Consider the following 19,631-nt stretch of genomic DNA (forward strand, 5'->3'; position numbering starts at 1 on the left):
CTCCGGAAGAAAGGGAGCCAGGCATTCCGTGCCACTTTTCCGCTTTCGCGAATGTGCGCGGTCAGGAGTGTTTTTGCGTAGCACTCCTGTTTTTGAGGTGAAGACCACGGCGTGCGCACGGGTGCGCGCGGGTGCCGCCCGCCGGCGTGCTCCGGATACGGTTGGTGACGACCCGTGTCCGCTATCCGGGCATCCTCGGGGTGGATCCGCCTCTCGAAGGCCCGGGCGGGCGCCCGGAGTTGGGCGGCGAGGACACGTCCCCTCCGGTCTGCCCCGGCCCGGACGGACCGAAGGCCTGAGACTCGGATTCGAGCCTCAGGCCTCAGGCCTCGCGTGCACGTCTCAGACGGCCGGGGAGCCGCCGTCCGCGTCGATGCCGGGCATCGCGTCGACCGGCCGCAGCAGGCAGGTCAGGCGCGCCGTGCACACCCGCTTGCCGTCCTCGTCGGTGATGACGATCTCGTACGTCGCCGTGGAGCGCCCCCGGTGCACGGGCGTGGCCACGCCCGTGACCAGGCCCGAGCGCGCGCCGCGGTGGTGCGTGCAGTTCAGGTCGACGCCCACGGCGATCTTCGTGCTGCCGCCGTGCAGCATCGAGCCGACCGACCCGAGCGTCTCGGCGAGGACCGCGGACGCGCCGCCGTGCAGCAGGCCGTACGGCTGGGTGTTGCCCTCGACGGGCATGGTGCCGACCACGCGCTCGGCGGCGGCCTCCAGGATCTGCACGCCCATGCGCCGGCCGAGGTTCCCGGCCGAGAACAGGGCGGGCAGGTCGACGCCGAGCGCGGCGTACTCGTCGATGACCTCCTGCGGGAACTTCGTCGTGTGCTGCTCACCCATCGGCCGTGCTCCGTTCGTCGACGACACCTGACACCAACCGCGGCGGCCACCGCGGTGGGCGCGCCGATCGCTGAGCGAACGCTCAGTCGGTCGTCGATTGTTCCAGGCGTACGACCACGGACTTGCTGGCGGGGGTGTTGCTGGTGTCGGCCGTGGCGTCCAGCGGCACCAGCACGTTGGTCTCCGGGTAGTACGCCGCGGCGCAGCCCCGCGCCGTCGGGTAGTGCACCACGCGGAAGCCCGGCGCGCGCCGCTCGACGCCGTCCTGCCACTCGCTGACCAGGTCGGTGTACGAGCCGTCGGCGAGGCCGAGCGCGCGGGCGTCGTCGGGGTTGACCAGGACGACGCGGCGGCCGTTCCTGATGCCTCGGTAGCGGTCGTCCAGGCCGTAGATCGTGGTGTTGTACTGATCGTGGGAGCGCAGCGTCTGGAGCAGCAGGCGGCCCTCGGGCAGGTCGGGATACTCCACGGGCGCGGCCGTGAAGTTGGCCTTGCCGGTGGCCGTGGGGAAGCGGCGCTCGTCGCGCGGGGCGTGCGGCAGGGCGAAGCCGCCCGGTTCCGCGACGCGCGCGTTGAAGTCCTCGAAGCCGGGGACCACGCGCGCGATGCGGTCGCGCACCGTGGCGTAGTCCTTCTCGAACTCCTCCCAGGGCGTCGCCGACTCGGGGCCGAGGACGCGCCGCGCGAGACGGCACACGATCGCGGGCTCGGACAGCAGCTGCGGACTCGCCGGGTCCAGGCGCCCGCGCGAGGCGTGCACCATGCCCATGGAGTCCTCGACGGTCACGAACTGTTCGCCGCCGCCCTGGAGATCGCGCTCGGTGCGCCCCAGCGTGGGCAGGATCAGGGCGCGCGCGCCGGTGACGACGTGCGAGCGGTTCAGCTTCGTCGACACGTGCACCGTGAGGCGGGCGCGCCGCATCGCCGCCTCCGTGACCTCCGTGTCGGGCGACGCGGAGACGAAGTTGCCGCCCATCGCGAAGAACACCTTCGCCTCGCCGTCGCGCAGCGCCCGGATGGCACGCACGACGTCCAGGCCGTGGTGGCGTGGCGGCGCGAACCCGAACTCCTTCTCCAGGGCGTCGAGGAACGCGGGCGCGGGCCGCTCGAAGATGCCCATCGTGCGGTCGCCCTGCACGTTCGAGTGGCCGCGCACCGGGCACACGCCCGCGCCGGGCCGCCCGATGTTGCCGCGCAGGAGCAGGAAGTTGACGACCTCGCGGATCGTGGGCACCGCGTGCTTGTGCTGGGTCAGGCCCATCGCCCAGCACACCACCGTGCGCTCGGAGGCGAGCACCATGCGCAGCGCCTCCTCGATGCGGGCGCGGTCGAGGCCGGTCGCCGTCAGCGTCTCGTCCCAGTCGGCGGCGCGCGCGGCGGCCACGAACTCCTCGTACCCATGGGTGTGTTCGCGTACGAACTCCTCGTCGACCGCGCCCTCCGTCTCCAGGACCAGCTTGTTGAGGAGGCGGAAGAGGGCCTGGTCGCCGCCGAGGCGGATCTGCAGGAACAGGTCGGTGAGGGCGGTGCCCTTGAGCATGCCCTGGGGGGTCTGCGGGTTCTTGAACCGCTCCAGGCCCGCCTCGGGCAGCGGGTTCACCGTGATGATCTTCGCGCCGTTGTTCTTCGCCTTCTCCAGGGCGGAGAGCATGCGCGGGTGGTTCGTGCCCGGGTTCTGCCCGGCGACGATGATCAGGTCGGCCTTGTAGAGGTCCTCCAGGAGGACGCTGCCCTTGCCGACGCCGAGAGTCTCGGTGAGAGCCGAGCCCGACGACTCGTGGCACATGTTCGAGCAGTCGGGGAGATTGTTCGTGCCGAGCTCGCGGGCGAACAGCTGGTACAGGAACGCCGCCTCGTTGCTCGTGCGCCCCGAGGTGTAGAAGAGGGCCTCGTCGGGGGAGCCGAGGGCGGCCAGCTCCTCGGCGACGATGTCGAAGGCGCGCTCCCACGGCACCGCCTCGTAGTGGTCGGAGCCCTCCGCCAGATACATGGGGTGGGTGAGGCGGCCCTGCTGGCCCAGCCAGTACCCACTGCGGATGGCGAGGTCGGAGACCGGGTGCGCGGCGAAGAAGTCCGGCGTGACGCGGCGCAGCGTCGCCTCCTCGGCGACCGCCTTCGCGCCGTTCTCGCAGAACTCCGCCTTGTGCCGGTGGTCCGGCTCGGGCCAGGCGCAGCCGGGGCAGTCGAAGCCGTCCTTCTGATTGACGCGCAGCAGCGTCAGCGCCGTGCGCCGCACGCCCATCTGCCGCTGCGCGACGCGCAGCGTGTGACCGATGGCGGGCAGCCCGGCCGCGGCGTGCGGGGCGTCCGTGACCTGGGGCGCGTCCTGGACCGGATCACCCTTGGGCGGCTTCCTTGCCATGGCCTGCTCCTCTTCGAGCGCATACGTGACGTACGTCTCCGATCCTCCCACGCAGGGCTGACACCGCGGCGCCCCGGTCCCCGCGGATGGCCTGAGTGTCAGTGGGGCGTGGCAGGATCGGGTGCGTGGCAGAAACAGCAGCGAAGAAGAAGTCCGCGTCCGTCGAGAAGACGGCGAAGACGGCGAAGAAGGCGACCCCGGCCGCCGGCGGCGAGCGTCCGCGCCTGCTCCTGATGGACGGGCACTCGTTGGCGTACCGGGCGTTCTTCGCGCTGCCCGCCGAGAACTTCACGACGGCGACGGGCCAGCCGACGAACGCGATCTACGGCTTCGCGTCGATGCTGGCGAACACGCTGCGCGACGAGGCGCCCACGCACTTCGCGGTGGCCTTCGACGTCTCGCGCAAGACCTGGCGCTCCGAGGAGTTCTCGGAGTACAAGGCGAACCGCTCCAAGACCCCGGACGAGTTCAAGGGCCAGGTCGAGCTGATCGGCGAGCTGCTCGACGCGATGAACGCCGTGCGGTTCGCCGTCGACGGCTTCGAGGCGGACGACGTCATCGCCACGCTCGCCACGCAGGCCGAGGCGGCCGGTTTCGAGGTCCTGATCGTCACCGGTGACCGCGACTCCTTCCAGCTGATCACCGACCACGTGACGGTGCTGTATCCGACGAAGGGCGTCTCGGAGCTGACGCGCTTCACGCCGGAGAAGGTCGAGGAGAAGTACGGCCTGACGCCCGCGCAGTATCCGGACTTCGCGGCCCTGCGCGGCGACCCGTCGGACAACCTCCCGGGCATCCCCGGCGTGGGCGAGAAGACGGCCGCGAAGTGGATCAACCAGTTCGGTTCGTTCGCGGAGCTGGTCGAGCGCGCCGAAGAGGTCAAGGGCAAGGCCGGACAGAACTTCCGCGACCACCTGGACGCGGTCAAGCTCAACCGCCGCCTCACGGAGATGGTGCGCGACGTCGAGCTGCCCAAGGGGGTCGCCGACCTGGAGCGCGCTCCGTACGACCGCAAGGGCCTCGCGATGGTCCTCGACACCCTGGAGATCCGCAACCCCTCGCTGCGCGAGCGGCTCCTGGCCGTCGACCCGGGCGCCGAGGAGGTCGAGGAGGCGCCGCCCGCCGAGGGCATCGACCTGGACGGTTCGGTGCTCGGCTCCGGCGATCTTGCGCCCTGGCTCGCCGAGCACGGCACGGCGGTCCTGGGCCTGGCCACGGTCGACACCTGGCAGCTCGGCACGGGCTCGGTCACCGAGGTCGCGCTCGCGGCGGCCGGGGGAGCGGCCGCCTGGTTCGACCCGGCGGGGCTCGACGAGGCCGACGAGAACGCCTTCGCGGCCTGGCTCGCCGACGCGGACAGGCCCAAGGTCCTGAACAACGCCAAGGGCGTCATGCGGGTCTTCGCCGAGCACGGCTGGAGCGTCGCCGGCATCACGATGGACACCGCCCTCGCCGCGTATCTGGTCAAGCCCGGGCGCCGCTCCTTCGACCTGGACGCGCTGTCCCTGGAGTATCTGGGCCGTGAGCTGGTGCCCGCGGCGGCCGACGGGCAGCTGGCGTTCGGCGCGGAGGACGAGGGGGCCGAGGCCGACACGCTGATGGTGCGGGCCCGCACCATCCTCGACCTGGGCACCGCCTTCGGTGACCGCCTCAAGGAGGTCAACGCCGAGGGCCTTCTGAAGGACGTCGAGCTGCCCACGTCCACGCTCCTGGCCCGCCTGGAGCGGCACGGCATCGCGGCCGACCGGGCGCATCTGGAGGCCATGGAGCAGCAGTTCGCGGCCGCCGTGCAGCAGGCCGTGAAGGAGGCGCACGCGGCCGCGGGCCACGAGTTCAACCTGGGCTCGCCCAAGCAGCTCCAGGAAGTCCTCTTCGGCGAGCTGGGCCTGCCCAAGACGAAGAAGACGAAGACGGGGTACACCACGGACGCCGACGCCCTCGCGTGGCTCGCCGCCCAGACGGACAACGAACTCCCCGTGATCATGCTCCGCCACCGTGAGCAGGCCAAGCTGCGCGTCACCGTCGAGGGCCTGGTCAAGTCCATCGCCGCGGACGGCCGCATCCACACGACGTACAACCAGACGGTGGCCGCCACCGGCCGTCTGTCCTCCACGGACCCGAACCTGCAGAACATCCCCGTCCGCACCGACGAGGGCCGGGCGATCCGCCGCGGCTTCGTCGTCGGCGAGGGCTTCGAGTCCCTGATGACCGCCGACTACAGCCAGATCGAACTGCGCGTCATGGCCCACCTGTCGGAGGACGAGGGCCTCATCGAGGCGTTCACCTCCGGCGAGGACCTGCACACCACCGTCGCCTCGCAGGTGTTCGGGGTGGAGCGCTCCGACGTCGACGCGGAGATGCGCCGCAAGATCAAGGCCATGTCGTACGGCCTGGCGTACGGCCTCTCGGCCTTCGGCCTGTCCGGGCAGCTCGGCATCGAGGCGGGCGAGGCGCGCGCCCTGATGGACACCTACTTCGAGCGCTTCGGCGGGGTGCGCGACTATCTGCGCCGCGTCGTCGACGACGCCCGCGCCACGGGGTACACGGAGACGATGCTCGGCCGCCGCCGCTATCTCCCCGACCTCAACAGCGACAACCGCCAGCGGCGCGAGATGGCCGAGCGGATGGCGCTGAACGCGCCGATCCAGGGCACCGCCGCCGACATCGTCAAGGTCGCCATGCTGAACGTGGACCGGGCGCTCTGCGACGCGGCGCTGAGCTCGCGGATGCTGCTCCAGGTCCACGACGAAATCGTCCTGGAGATCGCCCCCGGCGAGCGGGCGGCCGTGGAGGAGCTGGTCCGCCGGGAGATGGCCGGGGCGGTTTCGCTGCGAGCGCCGTTGGATGTGTCGGTGGGCGTGGGGGCCGACTGGGAGTCGGCCGCGCATTAGCCTCCGGCTCGGTTTGGGGTGCCTCTGGGCGTGGGGCTCTGGTCCCGTTGGCCGGGGGTGCCCCTGGTCGCGCTGCGCGCTCGTCCTCAAGCGCCGGACGGGCTTGATTGGGGTCGCTCTTGGTCGCGCCGCGTGCTTGTCCTCAAGCGCCGGACGGGCTCTTGCTGCCTGGGCCGGGCTCTTACTGTCTGGGCCGGTCTGGACACGGGCCCGGTGAACGAGAAGCATCCGCAGGGGAACCGTGGGGAACCGGGACAGGACCGTGACGCGCCAAGACGGGAAAAACGGTCACGAACGGGTGTCTGGGCTCCGGAAGTTGTCGTAGTGTCGCCTGAGTCGTTCCGTCAAGGGCGCGCGGGTGCGCCGGGATGTACGGGCCGGGTCGTCAAGGGGAGGGGTTCACGGACATGGCGGCGGTATTCGGCAGTCGGGTGCGCAGGACCGCGGTGACCACCGCGGTCGCCGCGGCCGCGGTGGCGGCGCTGGCCGCCTCGCAGGCCCCGGGCGCGACCAACGACCAGGCGCGGGACGACCGGGCGGGCGCCGCGGACACCACGCCGTCCCCGGACGGCGACTCCGCCACCGGTGACTCGCCGTACTACACGGACCTGCCACCGCTGAAGAGCCCCGTCCCGCCGAGCTCCAAGCCCGGTGGCGGCGTGGCCATAGGCGACAAGGAAGCGGGCCTGCCGGCCACGGTCCTCGACGCGTACAAGAAGGCCGAAGCGGCCGTGCGCGAGTCCCGGCCCGGCTGCAACCTGCCCTGGCAACTGCTCGCCGCCATCGGCAAGGTCGAGTCCGGACAGGCCCGCGGCGGCCGCGTCGACGCCGACGGCACGACCCTCACGCCCATCCTCGGCCCGGTCCTCGACGGCAACGGCTTCGCGAAGATCACCGACACCGACCGCGGCGCCTTCGACGGCGACACCACGCACGACCGCGCCGTCGGCCCGATGCAGTTCATCCCCTCGACGTGGGCGAGCTGGAAGCAGGACGGCAACGGCGACGGCGCGAAGGACCCGAACAACATCTACGACGCCGCGCTCGGCGCCGCCCACTACCTGTGCGCGGGCGGCCGCGACCTCGCCGACAAGGACGACCTGCACGCGGCGATCCTCAGCTACAACCGCTCCACGGAGTACCTGAACACGGTCCTGTCGTGGCTGGAGTACTACCGCGAGGGCACCCACGAGGTCCCCGACGGCACCGGCGTCCTGCCCGACGACCGCAGCGACGACAACCGGCCCTCGCCCGGCACGTCGAACCCGCCGCTGCGACCCACGCCGCCGCCGAGCACCCCGCCCAAGCAGCTGCCCGAGCCCCAGGAGCCCGGCAAGACGCCCGGCGGGGACAAGCCGGACAAGCCCGGTACGAGCCCCGGGACCCCGAAGCCGCCGGACAAGCCCGGCAAGCCCCACGAGCCCAAGCCCCCGAGGCCGCCCAAGCCTTCGCCGGCCGAGCAGGTCAGCCGCCTGGAGAACGCGGGCGCCGCGAAGTTGACGGCGACCGCGGGCGACACCTTCGCCGGACGGGTCGCGGCCAAGGCGGAGAACCGCACCGGCCTCGGCGTGCCCAAGGTCAAGGTCCGGTTCACCATCTCCGGCGACACGGACACCCGGTTCGAGGGCGGCGCGCGCAGCGTCACCGTCACCACGACCGGCAGCGGCACGGCCACGGCACCCGTCATCGAGGCGGGCGAGCGGACCGGTGAGTTCACCGTCCGCGCCCGGGTCGTGGAGCGCTCCCTGACCGCCGTCGAGGTGCCCGCGACCGTCACCGCGCGCCAGGCCGACGAGCTGGCGCGCGTCGGCGACAAGGCGCTGGTCTGCGAGCCCGGCAAGGAGTTCGCCGACCAGGTCGAGGTCAAGGCGACGTACAAGGGCGAGAGCGCCGCAGGCGTCGCCGCCACCGCCACGATGGTCAAGTCGGCGCAGGACAGCACCGCCAACGACAAGGGCCCCTACTTCAAGGGCGCGGACGGCAAGCCCGTGCGCACCCTGAAGGGCCTCAAGACCGACGAGGACGGCAAGCTCCTGCTGCCGAAGATGTACGCCGACGACACCGCAGGGACGTACCTCCTGCGGATCGTCACCAACGGCGGCGCCACCCTCACCGTCGAACTGAAGGTGGCCGCGTCCGCTTCGCCCAGCGCGTCCGCCTCGCCCACCGCGTAACCAGCCACCCGCCCGCGCCCCGCGCGAGCACCGCCCGCGCGCAGCACCCGACCGCCTCCGGCCCACCACGGGCCGGGGGCGGTCGCCGTGTGTGCAACGTGTTCTCATCTGGCCTGTCCGTTGCTACGGTGCCCCCGCTCTGACGCACAGTCAGTTCCCGGTCCACGCCGCCTCGGGAGGCCCGCATGCGTGCCCTCATCGCCGCCGCCACCGGCCTCGCCGTCGCCCTCGCCCTGGTCCTGACGATCACGGCCGTCGGCGCCCCGTCCGGCGAGACCTCGCCCAAGCCGCTGCTCACCACCGTCCCCAAGCACCCGTAGGGAGGGCCGAGATGCGCCGCAAGGCCAGCCTGGTCCTGCTCGCCTTCGCCGTGTTCTGCGCGGCCATGTCCCCGCTCATGCGCTGGTACGCCTTCCCGCGGCTCGCCAAGATCCCGCCGAGCCAGTACCAGGACGCGGTCCTGGAGGCGAAGAACCCGACGCTCATCGACTACAGCACGATGAAGGCCAAGAAGGTCCCCAAGGTCACCATCGTGCAGACCCTGAAGGGCAACGTGGAGGCGTCGGAGAAGATCGAGAAGAGCGCCGACCGTGACGTCGTGGTCTGGGACGCCCTGTCCTACATCCAGGACTCCAAGGGCAAGATGGTCTCCAAGATCCCCGAGCGGTACATCTTCGACGCGCACAGCCAGGAGCCCGTGCACGCCACCGGCGAGATGGTCGACGGCGACCCCGTCAAGCGCGAGGGCATCGAGTTCAAGTGGCCCTTTTTGACCGAGAAGCGCGACTACGAGTACTTCGACGCGCAGGCCCGCATCACCAGGCCCATCCACTACAAGGGCACCCAGACCTTCCGCGGCGTGAAGGTCTACTACTTCGAGCAGACCATCCCCTGGACCAAGGTCCCCTTCCCCAAGACGATGCCGGTCAAGGACATCACCCCGGAGTCCCTCGCCAAGACCGGCACCACCCGCTGGTACACCACGGTCCGCAAGTTCTGGGTCGAACCGACCACCGGGGCGCCCGTCTACGGCGAGGAGATCCAGCGCAACGAACTGCGCGGCGGCACCCTGCTCGGCGACCGCGACCGGCTCACCGTCTTCGCCGGGCACGTGAAGATGCGCGAGGACTACATCAAGAGCACGGTCGACCTGGTCAAGTCCCAGCGCGTCCTGGTGCTCCTGCTGACCTCGTACCTCCCCTGGGGTTTCCTGGGCCTCGGCGGGCTGCTGCTCGCGCTCTCCCTCTGGCTGGAGGCCCGCAGCCGCAGGCCCGGCGACCCGGCACCGACGGCGGAAGCGGAGCCGGAGCCGCAGCCGGCCAACGCGTGACCCCCGGCCCCGGCGGCGGGCGGCGACCCCGGGCTCACCCCCGCTGGGCGCGCTCCTGCCGGGCCTTGGTGTACCGGGTCGGCGCCGCCCCGGCCGGATCCTCCGGCCACGGGTGCTTGGGGTAGCGCCCGCGCAGCTCGGCGCGGACCGCGCGGTAGCCGTCGTGCCAGAAGGAGGCGAGGTCGGCGGTGACGGCGGCCGGGCGCCCCGCGGGGGACAGCAGATGCACCAGGAGCGGTACGCCCGCCACGCGCGGGGTGTCGTCGAGCCCGAACATCTCCTGCAGTTTCACGGCGAGAACGGGCTGCTCGGGGTCGGTGTAGTCGACCCGCACCCGTGACCCGCTCGGCACCTCCACCCGCTCCGGCGCGAGCGCGTCCAGGCGGACCGCCTCACCCGTGGCCCACGGCAGCAGCCGCGTCAGGGCCTGCCCGGCGTCGATCCGGCCCAGGTCGGCGCGGCGCCTGGCCCGGCTCAACTCGGGTTCGAGCCAGTCGTCGGCGCGCGCGAGGAGCGCCGCGTCCGACACGTCCGGCCACGGCTCCCCGAGGTGGCGCCGCAGGAACCGCAGCCGGTCGCGCAGCGCGCCCGCGTCCCTGCTCCACCGCAGCAGCCCGAGCCCTTCCCGCCGCAGCCCCTCCAGCAGTCCTTCCCGTACGAGACCGGCGTCCGGCTCCTTGATCGGCCGCACCACGAGCTCCACCGCGCCGAGCCGCTCCACGCGCCGCGCCACCAGGTCCCCGTCCACCCACGCGACCTCGTCACCCTCGGCGTACGTCGAGGCGGCGGCCGCCCGCGCGACCCCCTCGTCGACGACGGCCCCGAGCCGCACCCGCGCGTGTCCCGCCCCCGCGGCCCGATCAGCCACAGCCACGGCGACCCACCGGGCTCCCGCGAGCCCCGACCCACCCCCGACCTCGGCCCGGGTCCCCCCGACCATCAGGTAGGTCCCGTCGTCGGCGCGCCGGGCGATGCGCTCGGGGAAGGCGAGGGCGGCGACGAGGCCGACTACGAGGTCGTCGGGGGCGTTGCCTTTGGGGGCGTGGGCGGGTGGGTTTCCTGGGGTCGGGGTGTGGCTGGCCTGCTTGCTTTGGGGTGCGTGGGCGGGTGGGTTTCCTGGGGCCGGGGTGTGGCTGGCCGACGTGCTTCGGGGAGCGTGGGCGCGTGGGTTCCCCGGGACGGAGGTGTGGCCGTCCGACCCGCTCTGGGGAGCGTCGGCGCTGGGTTCCCCCGGTGCCGAGTCATGGGCGGGTGGGTGGGAGATGTCCCGCGCCGAAGGCGCGGGCGCCGACGCGGAGGTGACGTCCACGGTGCCCCCGGCGAGGGGCCCGGCGCCGCCGGAGGACGTGGATACGGCCGATGTGAGGCGCCCCACCTCGCCCCGCCAGCGCGCAGCATAGGCGTCGGCGCCCCGCCGGGCGGCCCGCAGCCCGGCGGCCAGGTCGTCCCCGTACTCCCGCGGAGGCTCCTCGCTGAGCAGGGCGACGGCTTCCGCGGCCCGCCGGGCGCCGACCCGGGGCGCGGCGTCCAGGAGGGCCCGGGCGAGCCGCGGATGCACCCCGGCCCGGGACAGCCGTACGCCCCGCCCAGTGACGCGCCCCGTCACCCCGTCCACCGCGCCGATCGCGACGAGCACGTCCCGCGCGGCGGCCATCGCCCCGGCGGGCGGCGCGTCGAGCAGCGCGAGCCCGGCCGCGCCGGGGTCACCCCAGACGGCGGCCTGGAGCGCGAACGCCGTCAGGTCGGCCACCTTGATCTCGGGAGAGGGGAACCGGGGCAGGCGTCCGTCCTCGGCCTCGGCCCAGCACCGGTACACCGCCCCCGGGGCCTCGCGCCCGGCCCGCCCCGCCCGCTGCCGCCCGGCCGCCTGCGAGGCCCGCACGGTGGTGAGGGAGCTGAGTCCGCGCGCATGGTCGACCCGCGGCTCCCTGGCGAGCCCGGAGTCGACCACGATCCGCACCCCCGGCACCGTCAGGGACGACTCGGCCACGGACGTGGCGAGGACGACGCGGCGCCGCTCACCGCCCGCGAGGACCGCGTCCTGCACGGCGGCCGGAGCCCGCCCGTGCACCTGGAGCACCTCGACGCCGCCCAGGTCCCCCAGCTGCCCGGCCACCCGCCCGATCTCACCGACCCCGGGCAGGAAGCACAGCACGTCCCCGTCCCGCTCCCGAAGGGCCCGCCGCACCACGGACGCTGTGTGGGTGAGCAGCGCCGGATCCACACGCATGCCGTGCGGCGGCCGAACGGGCCGCGCGGGCGCGGCCCACACCACGTCCACGGGGTGCGCGGTCCCCGCAGCCTCCACCACGGGCGCCCCGCCGAGGATCCGCGCCCACCCCTCGGCGTCCGTCGTCGCCGACGCGGCCACGAGCCGCAGCTCGGGCCGCAGCGTCTCGCGCACGTCGACCAGGAAGGCGGCGACCGTGTCCGCGTCCAGATGCCGCTCGTGGCACTCGTCGATCACCACGGCGTCGACGGCGCGGCCCCCGCCGCCGCCCGCGAGCTCCTGGTCCCGCTGCAGGCGCTGGAGCAGCACTCCGGTGGTGACGACCTCCACGCACGTCTGCGGCCCCACCACGCGCTCACCGCGCACCGTGTAGCCGACGCTCCGGCCGACCTTCTCGCCGAGCAGCCACGCCATCCGCCGTGCGGCGGCGCGGGCGGCGATGCGCCGCGGCTCGGCGACCACGACCCGGCGTACCGCACCGTCCCCGGCACCGAGCCCGGGCACGAGACCCGCGAGCGCCAGCGGCACGAGCGTCGTCTTGCCCGTGCCGGGCGGCGCGCACAGCACGGCGCACCCCGGCCCGTCCAGGGCATCGCGCAGCGCGGGCAGCGCCTCGCGCACGGGCAGTCTCAGGGCGTCGTCACGGATCACGCCCCCAGTCTCGTACGCCACGACGCGCCGCCGGAACCGAGGCCGGAAGGCGACCACGGCCCCGCCCGCCCAGGAAGACCGGCGTCAGCCCCGCTCGCACACAAAGATCGCCGTCCCGGGGATCAGGTTCCCGCGCAGCGGCGACCACCCGCCCCACTCCTGCGTGTTCCACGCCGGCCACTCCGGCTCCACCAGGTCCACCAGGCGGAACCCGCCCGCGACCACGTCCCGCACCCGGTCCCCGACCGTCCGGTGGTGCTCCACGTACACCGCGCGCCCCTGCTCGTCCTGCTCGACGTACGGAGTGCGGTCGAAGTAGGAGGCCGCCACCGAGAGCCCCTCGGGCCCCGGCTCGTCCGGGAAGGCCCAGCGGATCGGGTGCGTGACGGAGAAGACGAACCGGCCGCCCGGACGCAGCACCCGGTGCACGTCGCGCAGCACCCGCACCGGGTCGGCGACGAACGGCAGCGCCCCGTACGCGGAGCAGGCGAGGTCGAAGGAGCCGTCCGCGAACGGCAGCGCGCCCGCGTCGGCCTCCACCAGCGGCACCGGGGCCCCGAAGCCCTCCTGGATGCGCAGCGCGTGCTGGAGCTGGCGGTGGGAGAGGTCGAGGGCCACCGGCCGGGCGCCCTGCGCGGCGAGCCAGCGCGAACACTGGGCCGCGCCCGCGCCGATCTCCAGGACGTCCTTGCCCTTCAGCTCCTCGGGCGGGCCGAGCAGCTCCGCCTCCACCTCGTCGAGCCCCTCGGGGCCCCACACGAAACGGTCGTCCCCGAGGAACGTGCCGTGCTCGATCTGGTACTCGTCCGCGTTCCGGTCCCACCAGCCGCGATTGGCGCGGCTGCTCTCCGTGACGTCGGCGTCGCGCCGGGTGGCCTCAGGCTCCGGTGCCTCGGGTGCGTCGGGCTCTTGGATGATCCGCTCCATCGTCGTTACTGTGCCGTCTGACGTCCTCGTTGCCGTGGCGTCCGGCGTCGGCGGGTGCGTCGCGGCAGGGCGCGATGCGGCCGGTGTGGCCTCATGCAACACGTTTTGTGCCGGGTATGCGGCGATCCGCCCCGGGTGTGCGCCTTCGCGCATTGACCCTGTACGACAGCCCCCGTATGCTACAAGTTGCGCTGCGGGCCTGCGTTCCTCAGACATAGCAGGTTGCGCTCGCGTCTGTTGTATGTCCCCTCGGTTGTCGAGGCGCTTTTCGTTTCCTTCGGGAATCCTGGAAGTCGCGTCTCCCAAGCTGTCCGGCTTCTGCAGACCGAAACGGGCTCCGGCGTAAGCAGTACCTACGACTTCAATGTCCGTACCGGAGCCCTTTCCCACATGACGAGCAGCACCGAGACCACCGCCACCACTCCGCAGGTAGCGGTCAACGACATCGGTAACGAGGAAGCCTTCCTCGCCGCGATCGACGAGACGATCAAGTACTTCAACGACGGCGACATCGTCGACGGCGTCATCGTGAAGGTCGACCGGGACGAGGTCCTGCTCGACATCGGTTACAAGACCGAAGGCGTCATCCCGAGCCGCGAGCTCTCCATCAAGCACGACGTCGACCCGAACGAGGTCGTCGCCGTCGGTGACGAGATCGAGGCCCTTGTTCTCCAGAAGGAGGACAAGGAAGGCCGCCTGATCCTCTCGAAGAAGCGCGCCCAGTACGAGCGTGCCTGGGGCACCATCGAGAAGATCAAGGAAGAGGACGGGATCGTCACCGGTACCGTCATCGAGGTCGTCAAGGGTGGTCTCATCCTCGACATCGGCCTCCGCGGCTTCCTCCCGGCCTCCCTGGTCGAGATGCGCCGTGTCCGCGACCTTCAGCCCTACGTGGGCAAGGAGCTCGAGGCCAAGATCATCGAGCTGGACAAGAACCGCAACAACGTGGTCCTGTCCCGCCGTGCCTGGCTCGAGCAGACCCAGAGCGAGGTCCGCCAGACCTTCCTCACGACCCTGCAGAAGGGCCAGGTCCGCTCCGGCGTCGTTTCCTCGATCGTCAACTTCGGTGCGTTCGTGGACCTCGGCGGCGTCGACGGTCTCGTCCACGTCTCCGAGCTCTCCTGGAAGCACATCGACCACCCCTCCGAGGTTGTCGAGGTCGGCCAGGAAGTCACCGTCGAGGTTCTCGACGTGGACATGGACCGCGAGCGCGTCTCCCTGTCGCTCAAGGCGACGCAGGAAGACCCGTGGCAGCAGTTCGCCCGCACGCACCAGATCGGGCAGGTCGTTCCCGGTAAGGTCACCAAGCTCGTTCCGTTCGGTGCGTTCGTGCGCGTCGACGAGGGCATCGAGGGCCTGGTCCACATCTCCGAGCTGGCCGAGCGCCACGTGGAGATCCCGGAGCAGGTCGTCCAGGTCAACGACGAGATCTTCGTCAAGGTCATCGACATCGACCTCGAGCGTCGCCGGATCTCGCTGTCGCTGAAGCAGGCCAACGAGTCCTTCGGCGCCGACCCGTCGGCCGTCGAGTTCGACCCGACCCTGTACGGCATGGCCGCGTCCTACGACGACCAGGGCAACTACATCTACCCCGAGGGCTTCGACCCCGAGACCAACGACTGGCTCGAGGGCTACGAGACCCAGCGCGAGGCCTGGGAGACCCAGTACGCCGAGGCGCAGCAGCGCTTCGAGCAGCACCAGGCTCAGGTCATCAAGTCCCGCGAGGCCGACGCCCAGGCGGCGGCCGAGGGTGGCAACGAGGCTCCGGCCGGTGCGGCTCCCGCCGCCTCCGGCGGTGGCTCGTACTCCTCCGAGGGCCCGGACAACTCCGGTGCGCTTGCTTCGGACGAGGCGCTTGCCGCTCTGCGCGAGAAGCTGGCCGGCGGTCAGAGCTGACCGCGCGCCGCTCTCTTAGGCGGTAGCTGAGTACTGTGGGCCCGCACCTTTTGGTGCGGGCCCACAGTGTTTTTTGTGCGCTTCGCGCTCGAGGGCTCGGGGGGTTGTTGGTCCCCTGCGGGTGCGTGGGGGCTGGGCGCGCAGTTCCCCGCGCCCCCTACGGGGCCCAGCTGTCCCTTAGGGCTTGCGGGGGCTTCACGGGGTTACCGGGACGTTCGTCAGGCCCTTGCCGCCCTTGACCGTGTTGCTTGCGTGGACCGTTGTCTTGCAGCTTGAGCTGTTGTTCGTCACGTTGATGGCCAGTTGCTTGTCGCCGGACGCGCCCGTCAGGTCGGACTTGTTGTCGCGGAAGACCGTGCCGCAGCCCCAGCCCGACTGCTGGGTGTGGGTCTCGAAGCCGTTGTTCGTGGTGTTCTTGCCGGTGTTGCCCTCGACGACGTAGCCGTTGCCCTTCACGTCGACCCAGGAGTCGTCGTAGTTGTTGCCGGTCAGGCCCTTGCCGTCGAAGGTGTTGCCGGAGACCCTGCCGTTCTTCGTGCCTTCCTTGAGGTCGATCGCCTCACCGCCGACGTCCGGGCCGATGGCATTGTTCAGTATCTGTACGTTGTCACTCTTGTCGGAGAGGCCGCCCGCGCTGCCGACGTACACGCCCTCGCCCATGCCGCGGTTGTCGTTGCCCGTGTCGTAGATCCTCGAATTCTTGATCACGCCGTCGGGGCTCGACTTGCGGAAGTGGACGCCCTCCATGTCCAGGCCGTGGACCGTCACGCCGTCCACCACGACCCCCTTCGCGGAGTCGATCATGATGCCTTTCTGGCCGCCGGTGACGGTGATGCCCTTGACGGTCCAGTACGAGGCGCCGTTCAGGTGCAGCCCGTAGCCGCCGCCCGCGGTGAGGACGGCCTTCGACGAGCCGGTGAGCGTGATCCGGGAGCCGGAGCTCGCGGCGATCGCGGTCTTGAAGTTCCCCGAGTACGTGCCGTCGGCGAGGCGGATCGTGTCGCCCGGGCCCGCCGAGCCGAGCGCCGACTTCAGCTGGGCGGCCGTGGAGACGTCGATGGTGGCGGCCGGGCGGGGTGCCGAGGGCGCCGGAGTCGCGTACGCGGCCGCCGTGAGGCCGCCCGTGGCGGTGGTGGCGGCGAGCGCGGCGATGAGGAAGCGGGTGCGCATCGTGGGGTTGCCTTCCCGTTGGTGGCTGCTCCGATGGATGAAGTGGTTCTGGTACATGAACTTTGGACGTCAGTCTGAACGCTGTGCTGCTTCGTGACGGTAAGGGTGGGGCATGTTCGCGTCAAGGTCTGTACCTGGAGGGGTGAGAACAAGGTGGTGAGCGTGGGGTGCGCTCCGAACTCCCCGTGATGTCCGGGGAGTTCAAGGATGCGAACCCGGGTGGGGTGGCCGTAGGAAACGGATCAGCCGTGGCTGTGAATGCGCGGACAGGGGAATGCCCGCCCCGCGAGGCGCGTTCTGCTCAATGAACACGAGGAGGAGCGGTCACAGTGCTAGATCCGCAGGGTTTGTACGCATGGGAGCCGAAGGGCCTCGCTGTTGTCGACATGGCGCTCGCCCAGGAGTCGGCCGGTCTTGTCATGCTCTACCACTTCGACGGATACATCGACGCGGGCGAGACCGGCGACCAGGTCGTCGAGAAGCTCGCGGACAGTCTTCCCGGGCAGGTCGTCGCGCGCTTCGACCACGACCGGCTCGTGGACTACCGCGCCCGGCGCCCGCTGCTCACGTTCCGGCGCGACCGCTGGAGCGACTACGAGGTGCCGACGCTCGACGTCCGCCTCCTCCAGGACGCCACCGGCGCGCCCTTCCTGCTGCTCTCCGGCCCCGAGCCGGACATAGAGTGGGAGCGCTTCGCCGCGGCCGTCAGGGAGATCGTGGAACGGCTCGGCGTGCGGCTCTCGGTGAACTTCCACGGCATCCCCATGGGCGTACCGCACACGCGGCCCGTGGGCCTCACCCCGCACGGCAACCGCACGGACCTGGTGCCGGGCCACGCCAGCCCCTTCGACGAGGCGCAGGTGCCCGGCAGCGCGGAGGCGCTGGTCGAGTACCGCCTCGCGGAAGCGGGCCACGACGTGCTCGGCGTCGCCGCGCACGTCCCGCACTACATCGCCCGCTCGACCTACCCCGACGCCGCCCTGACCGTCCTGGAGGCCATCACCGCCGCCACCGGCCTGGTCCTTCCCGGCGTCGCGCACGCGCTGCGCACCGAGGCGCACCGCACCCAGACCGAGATCGACCGGCAGGTCCAGGAGGGCGACGAGGAGCTGGTCGCGCTCGTCCAGGGCCTTGAGCACCAGTACGACGCGGCGGCGGGCGCCGACGCGCGCGGCAACATGCTCGCCGAGCCCGTCGACATCCCGTCCGCGGACGAGATCGGCCGCGAGTTCGAGCGCTTCCTCGCCGAGCGCGAGGGCGACGGCTGACGGGGGTTCCGGCAGACACGGGGAGGGCGGGCGCATAAGCTGCCGGTCATGCTGAAAGTGGGGCTGACCGGCGGGATCGGTGCCGGCAAGAGCGAAGTGTCACGGCTGCTCGTCGAGCGGGGCGCCGTCCTCGTCGACGCCGACCGAATCGCCCGCGAGGTGGTGGCGCCCGGCACCGAGGGCCTGGCCGCGGTCGTGGAGGCCTTCGGCCCCGGGATCCTCGCGGCCGACGGCTCCCTCGACCGCCCGAAGCTCGGCACGATCGTCTTCGCCGACCCGGAGAAGCTGGCCGCGCTCAACGCGATCGTGCACCCCCTGGTCGGCGCCCGCTCTGCGGAGCTGGAACGCGCCGCCGCCGAGGCCGCCGACGACACCGTGGTCGTGCACGACGTGCCGCTGCTCGCCGAGAACGGCCTCGCGCCGTTCTACGACGTCGTGGTCGTAGTCGACGCCCGCCCCGAGACCCAACTCGACCGCCTGGTGCGGCTGCGCGGCATGACCGAGGACGACGCCCGCGCGCGGATGACCGCCCAGGCCACCCGCGAGAAGCGCCTGGAGATCGCCGACCTCGTCATCGACAACGACGGGCCCCTGGAGCGGCTCGTGCCGCGCGTCGACGAGGTGTGGCGGGACCTGCGGCAGCGGGCCGGGGCGGCGTAGCGCGCGAGGGCAGGGAGAGCGGCGAGAAGGGCGGGCTTTGTGGTCGTACTGGCGGCGTTCACCTCCCTGGGCGGGCTCGTCGCGCTCCTCGCGGGCGCGTACGGGCTGCACCGCACCCGGCACCTCACCGAGGCGGGCGAGATCACGGACGCCCTGGTCAAGGCCGTGCTGCAAGGCGCCGACCGGCCGACCCTGCAGTTCGAGACCGCCGACGGGCGCGTCCTCGAAGTCGTCTCACCGGTGCCCCCGAACCGGCGGCGGCCCCTGCGCGCCGGGGAGCGCGTGCGCATCGCCTACGACGCCGACGACCCGCGCGAGGTCGTACTCATCGGCCGGGAACGGCGCGGCCTCGACCGGGCCTTCGTGGCGGCGGGCGCGAGCCTGGTGGTCGTGGGGCTCGCGCTGGGGATGGCGGGCTGACCCCGGGGGCGCGGCCGGGGGTGCGGGTCCCTTCCGGCCACGGAATATGCCGGATCGGGTGGTGTGTTGACGCTGAGGAGTGAGGGAAGGAGTCCGGCGTGCCCGAAAGCAGCCCGGAGAGCCATGTCATCGACTTCCGCGCGGCCGAGCAACTGCTCGCCGCCCGGGATCCGCGGGGTGCGGTGAAGCTGCTCGACTCCGTCATCGCCGCGCATCCGGAGAACACCGCGGCGCGGCTCCTGCGCGCCCGCGCCTTCTTCGCCTCCGCGCAACTGCGCGCCGCCGAGCTGGAGTTCAGCATCGTCCTGGAGCGCGAGCCGGACAACGCGTTCGCGCACTTCGCCCTCGCCCGCACCTACGAGCGTGCCGCCAGACCCGACCAGGCCCGCCGCCACTTCCGCCTCGCCGCCGCGCTCGACCCGCAGCCGGAGTACCTGGCGGCGGCGCGGTTCGACGAGGCCACCGGCGAGGCCGGGCCCGCGGAGGCGGGCGGCAGCTAGGGCGTCGGGGCTGCCCGGGGGCGCCGGGCGGTGGGGCCGCGCGCGCCGCGGGGTCAGGTTCGAGGCGGGTCGTACGGCGGTACGTCCCGGCCCGGCTGGAAGTGTGCGCCCTGGCGGATGTGCCGTACGACCAGCGTCATGTCGACGACCACCACCAGGCACAGCACCCCGCACGCCACCGCCCACGCGGTGCGCCCGGCGAGCGCGAACGCCACCGTGCCCGCGGCCGCCCACGCCAGCCCCCATACGCTGAACCAGAAGCGCATGCGCAGCGGACTGCGTGCCGTCACGGGTTCACTGCCTGTGCGCATG

15 protein-coding genes are annotated in these 19,631 nt (G+C 72.1%); 9 read left to right on the forward strand and 6 right to left on the reverse strand.

Annotation, left to right across the window (positions count from 1 at the left end):
- Positions 1 to 342 precede the first annotated feature (342 nt).
- Together OO63_RS32185 and OO63_RS32190 are read right to left on the reverse strand one after the other, a co-directional pair.
- Positions 343 to 840 carry a PaaI family thioesterase gene (locus tag OO63_RS32185; protein ID WP_030362917.1) on the reverse strand — a complete coding sequence of 166 codons (498 nt, stop codon included), beginning with the start codon at positions 838 to 840 and terminating at the stop codon, positions 343 to 345.
- Positions 841 to 922: 82 nt separating this feature from the next.
- Entirely contained in the window at positions 923 to 3,202 is a 2,280-nt protein-coding gene (locus tag OO63_RS32190; protein WP_030362918.1) for an FdhF/YdeP family oxidoreductase, read from the reverse strand.
- A gap of 233 nt (positions 3,203 to 3,435) precedes the next feature.
- Here OO63_RS32190 and polA point away from each other — a divergent pair, with 233 nt between their 5' ends.
- The 4 genes from polA (at position 3,436) to pgfA (ending at position 9,597) form a co-directional block, all read left to right on the forward strand.
- Positions 3,436 to 6,093 (forward strand): DNA polymerase I, encoded by a 2,658-nt coding sequence (gene polA / locus OO63_RS32195; RefSeq protein WP_234311421.1) that lies wholly within the window; start codon positions 3,436 to 3,438, stop codon positions 6,091 to 6,093.
- 407 nt (positions 6,094 to 6,500) lie between these two features.
- Positions 6,501 to 8,267 (forward strand): lytic transglycosylase domain-containing protein, encoded by a 1,767-nt coding sequence (locus OO63_RS32200; RefSeq protein WP_030362920.1) that lies wholly within the window; start codon positions 6,501 to 6,503, stop codon positions 8,265 to 8,267.
- Between the two features lie 185 nt (positions 8,268 to 8,452).
- Positions 8,453 to 8,587: an SPW_0924 family protein gene (locus OO63_RS45025; RefSeq protein WP_106983515.1), complete on the forward strand. Its 135-nt coding sequence runs from the start codon at positions 8,453 to 8,455 to the stop codon at positions 8,585 to 8,587.
- An 11-nt stretch (positions 8,588 to 8,598) separates the two neighbouring features.
- Positions 8,599 to 9,597, forward strand: a complete 999-nt coding sequence (pgfA, locus tag OO63_RS32205) for a cell envelope lipid trafficking protein PgfA (RefSeq protein ID WP_030362921.1) — start codon at positions 8,599 to 8,601, stop codon at positions 9,595 to 9,597.
- Positions 9,598 to 9,631: 34 nt separating this feature from the next.
- On the opposite strand, the gene OO63_RS32210 is transcribed toward pgfA, so the two are convergent.
- Positions 9,632 to 12,478, reverse strand: coding sequence for an ATP-dependent helicase C-terminal domain-containing protein (locus OO63_RS32210; RefSeq protein ID WP_030362922.1), 2,847 nt, complete (start codon positions 12,476 to 12,478; stop codon positions 9,632 to 9,634).
- 84 nt (positions 12,479 to 12,562) lie between these two features.
- Positions 12,563 to 13,405: a class I SAM-dependent methyltransferase gene (locus OO63_RS32215; protein WP_030362923.1), complete on the reverse strand. Its 843-nt coding sequence runs from the start codon at positions 13,403 to 13,405 to the stop codon at positions 12,563 to 12,565.
- Between the two features lie 390 nt (positions 13,406 to 13,795).
- Between OO63_RS32215 and rpsA the strand changes: the two genes are divergently transcribed.
- Positions 13,796 to 15,301, forward strand: coding sequence for a 30S ribosomal protein S1 (gene rpsA / locus OO63_RS32220; RefSeq protein ID WP_030362924.1), 1,506 nt, complete (start codon positions 13,796 to 13,798; stop codon positions 15,299 to 15,301).
- Between the two features lie 195 nt (positions 15,302 to 15,496).
- Here rpsA and OO63_RS32225 read toward each other — a convergent pair whose 3' ends face one another.
- Positions 15,497 to 16,471: a right-handed parallel beta-helix repeat-containing protein gene (locus tag OO63_RS32225; RefSeq protein WP_030362925.1), complete on the reverse strand. Its 975-nt coding sequence runs from the start codon at positions 16,469 to 16,471 to the stop codon at positions 15,497 to 15,499.
- Positions 16,472 to 16,800: 329 nt separating this feature from the next.
- Between OO63_RS32225 and OO63_RS32230 the strand changes: the two genes are divergently transcribed.
- The 4 genes from OO63_RS32230 (at position 16,801) to OO63_RS32245 (ending at position 19,319) form a co-directional block, all read left to right on the forward strand.
- On the forward strand, positions 16,801 to 17,739 hold the full coding sequence (locus OO63_RS32230; RefSeq protein WP_030362926.1) for a PAC2 family protein: 939 nt from the start codon (positions 16,801 to 16,803) through the stop codon (positions 17,737 to 17,739).
- 48 nt (positions 17,740 to 17,787) lie between these two features.
- Positions 17,788 to 18,399, forward strand: a complete 612-nt coding sequence (gene coaE, locus OO63_RS32235) for a dephospho-CoA kinase (RefSeq protein WP_030362927.1) — start codon at positions 17,788 to 17,790, stop codon at positions 18,397 to 18,399.
- A gap of 39 nt (positions 18,400 to 18,438) precedes the next feature.
- Positions 18,439 to 18,819, forward strand: a complete 381-nt coding sequence (locus OO63_RS32240) for a DUF3592 domain-containing protein (protein WP_030362928.1) — start codon at positions 18,439 to 18,441, stop codon at positions 18,817 to 18,819.
- Between the two features lie 98 nt (positions 18,820 to 18,917).
- The gene (locus OO63_RS32245) at positions 18,918 to 19,319 is read left to right on the forward strand and encodes a tetratricopeptide repeat protein (RefSeq protein WP_030362929.1); all 402 of its coding nucleotides are present in this window, start codon (positions 18,918 to 18,920) and stop codon (positions 19,317 to 19,319) included.
- 53 nt (positions 19,320 to 19,372) lie between these two features.
- Here the strand turns inward: OO63_RS32245 and OO63_RS32250 are convergent, their stop codons facing one another.
- Positions 19,373 to 19,630, reverse strand: coding sequence for a DUF6343 family protein (locus tag OO63_RS32250; protein WP_030362930.1), 258 nt, complete (start codon positions 19,628 to 19,630; stop codon positions 19,373 to 19,375).
- Position 19,631: the final 1 nt, after the last annotated feature.

The sequence above is a fragment of the Streptomyces alboflavus genome, from assembly GCF_000716675.1.
Classification (GTDB): Bacteria; Actinomycetota; Actinomycetes; order Streptomycetales; family Streptomycetaceae; genus Streptomyces; species Streptomyces alboflavus.

Bases quoted from the DNA above. Each gene is read 5' to 3' on its own strand.
- coaE (WP_030362927.1), top strand. From the start codon at position 17,788: ATGCTGAAAGTGGGGCTGACCGGCGGGATCGGTGCCGGCAAGAGCGAA.
- OO63_RS32185 (WP_030362917.1), bottom strand. From the start codon at position 840: ATGGGTGAGCAGCACACGACGAAGTTCCCGCAGGAGGTCATCGACGAG.
- OO63_RS32225 (WP_030362925.1), bottom strand. From the start codon at position 16,471: ATGCGCACCCGCTTCCTCATCGCCGCGCTCGCCGCCACCACCGCCACG.
- OO63_RS32215 (WP_030362923.1), bottom strand. From the start codon at position 13,405: ATGGAGCGGATCATCCAAGAGCCCGACGCACCCGAGGCACCGGAGCCT.
- OO63_RS32190 (WP_030362918.1), bottom strand. From the start codon at position 3,202: ATGGCAAGGAAGCCGCCCAAGGGTGATCCGGTCCAGGACGCGCCCCAG.
- polA (WP_234311421.1), top strand. From the start codon at position 3,436: ATGGACGGGCACTCGTTGGCGTACCGGGCGTTCTTCGCGCTGCCCGCC.
- OO63_RS32200 (WP_030362920.1), top strand. From the start codon at position 6,501: ATGGCGGCGGTATTCGGCAGTCGGGTGCGCAGGACCGCGGTGACCACC.
- OO63_RS32250 (WP_030362930.1), bottom strand. From the start codon at position 19,630: ATGCGCACAGGCAGTGAACCCGTGACGGCACGCAGTCCGCTGCGCATG.
- pgfA (WP_030362921.1), top strand. From the start codon at position 8,599: ATGCGCCGCAAGGCCAGCCTGGTCCTGCTCGCCTTCGCCGTGTTCTGC.
- OO63_RS45025 (WP_106983515.1), top strand. From the start codon at position 8,453: ATGCGTGCCCTCATCGCCGCCGCCACCGGCCTCGCCGTCGCCCTCGCC.
- rpsA (WP_030362924.1), top strand. From the start codon at position 13,796: ATGACGAGCAGCACCGAGACCACCGCCACCACTCCGCAGGTAGCGGTC.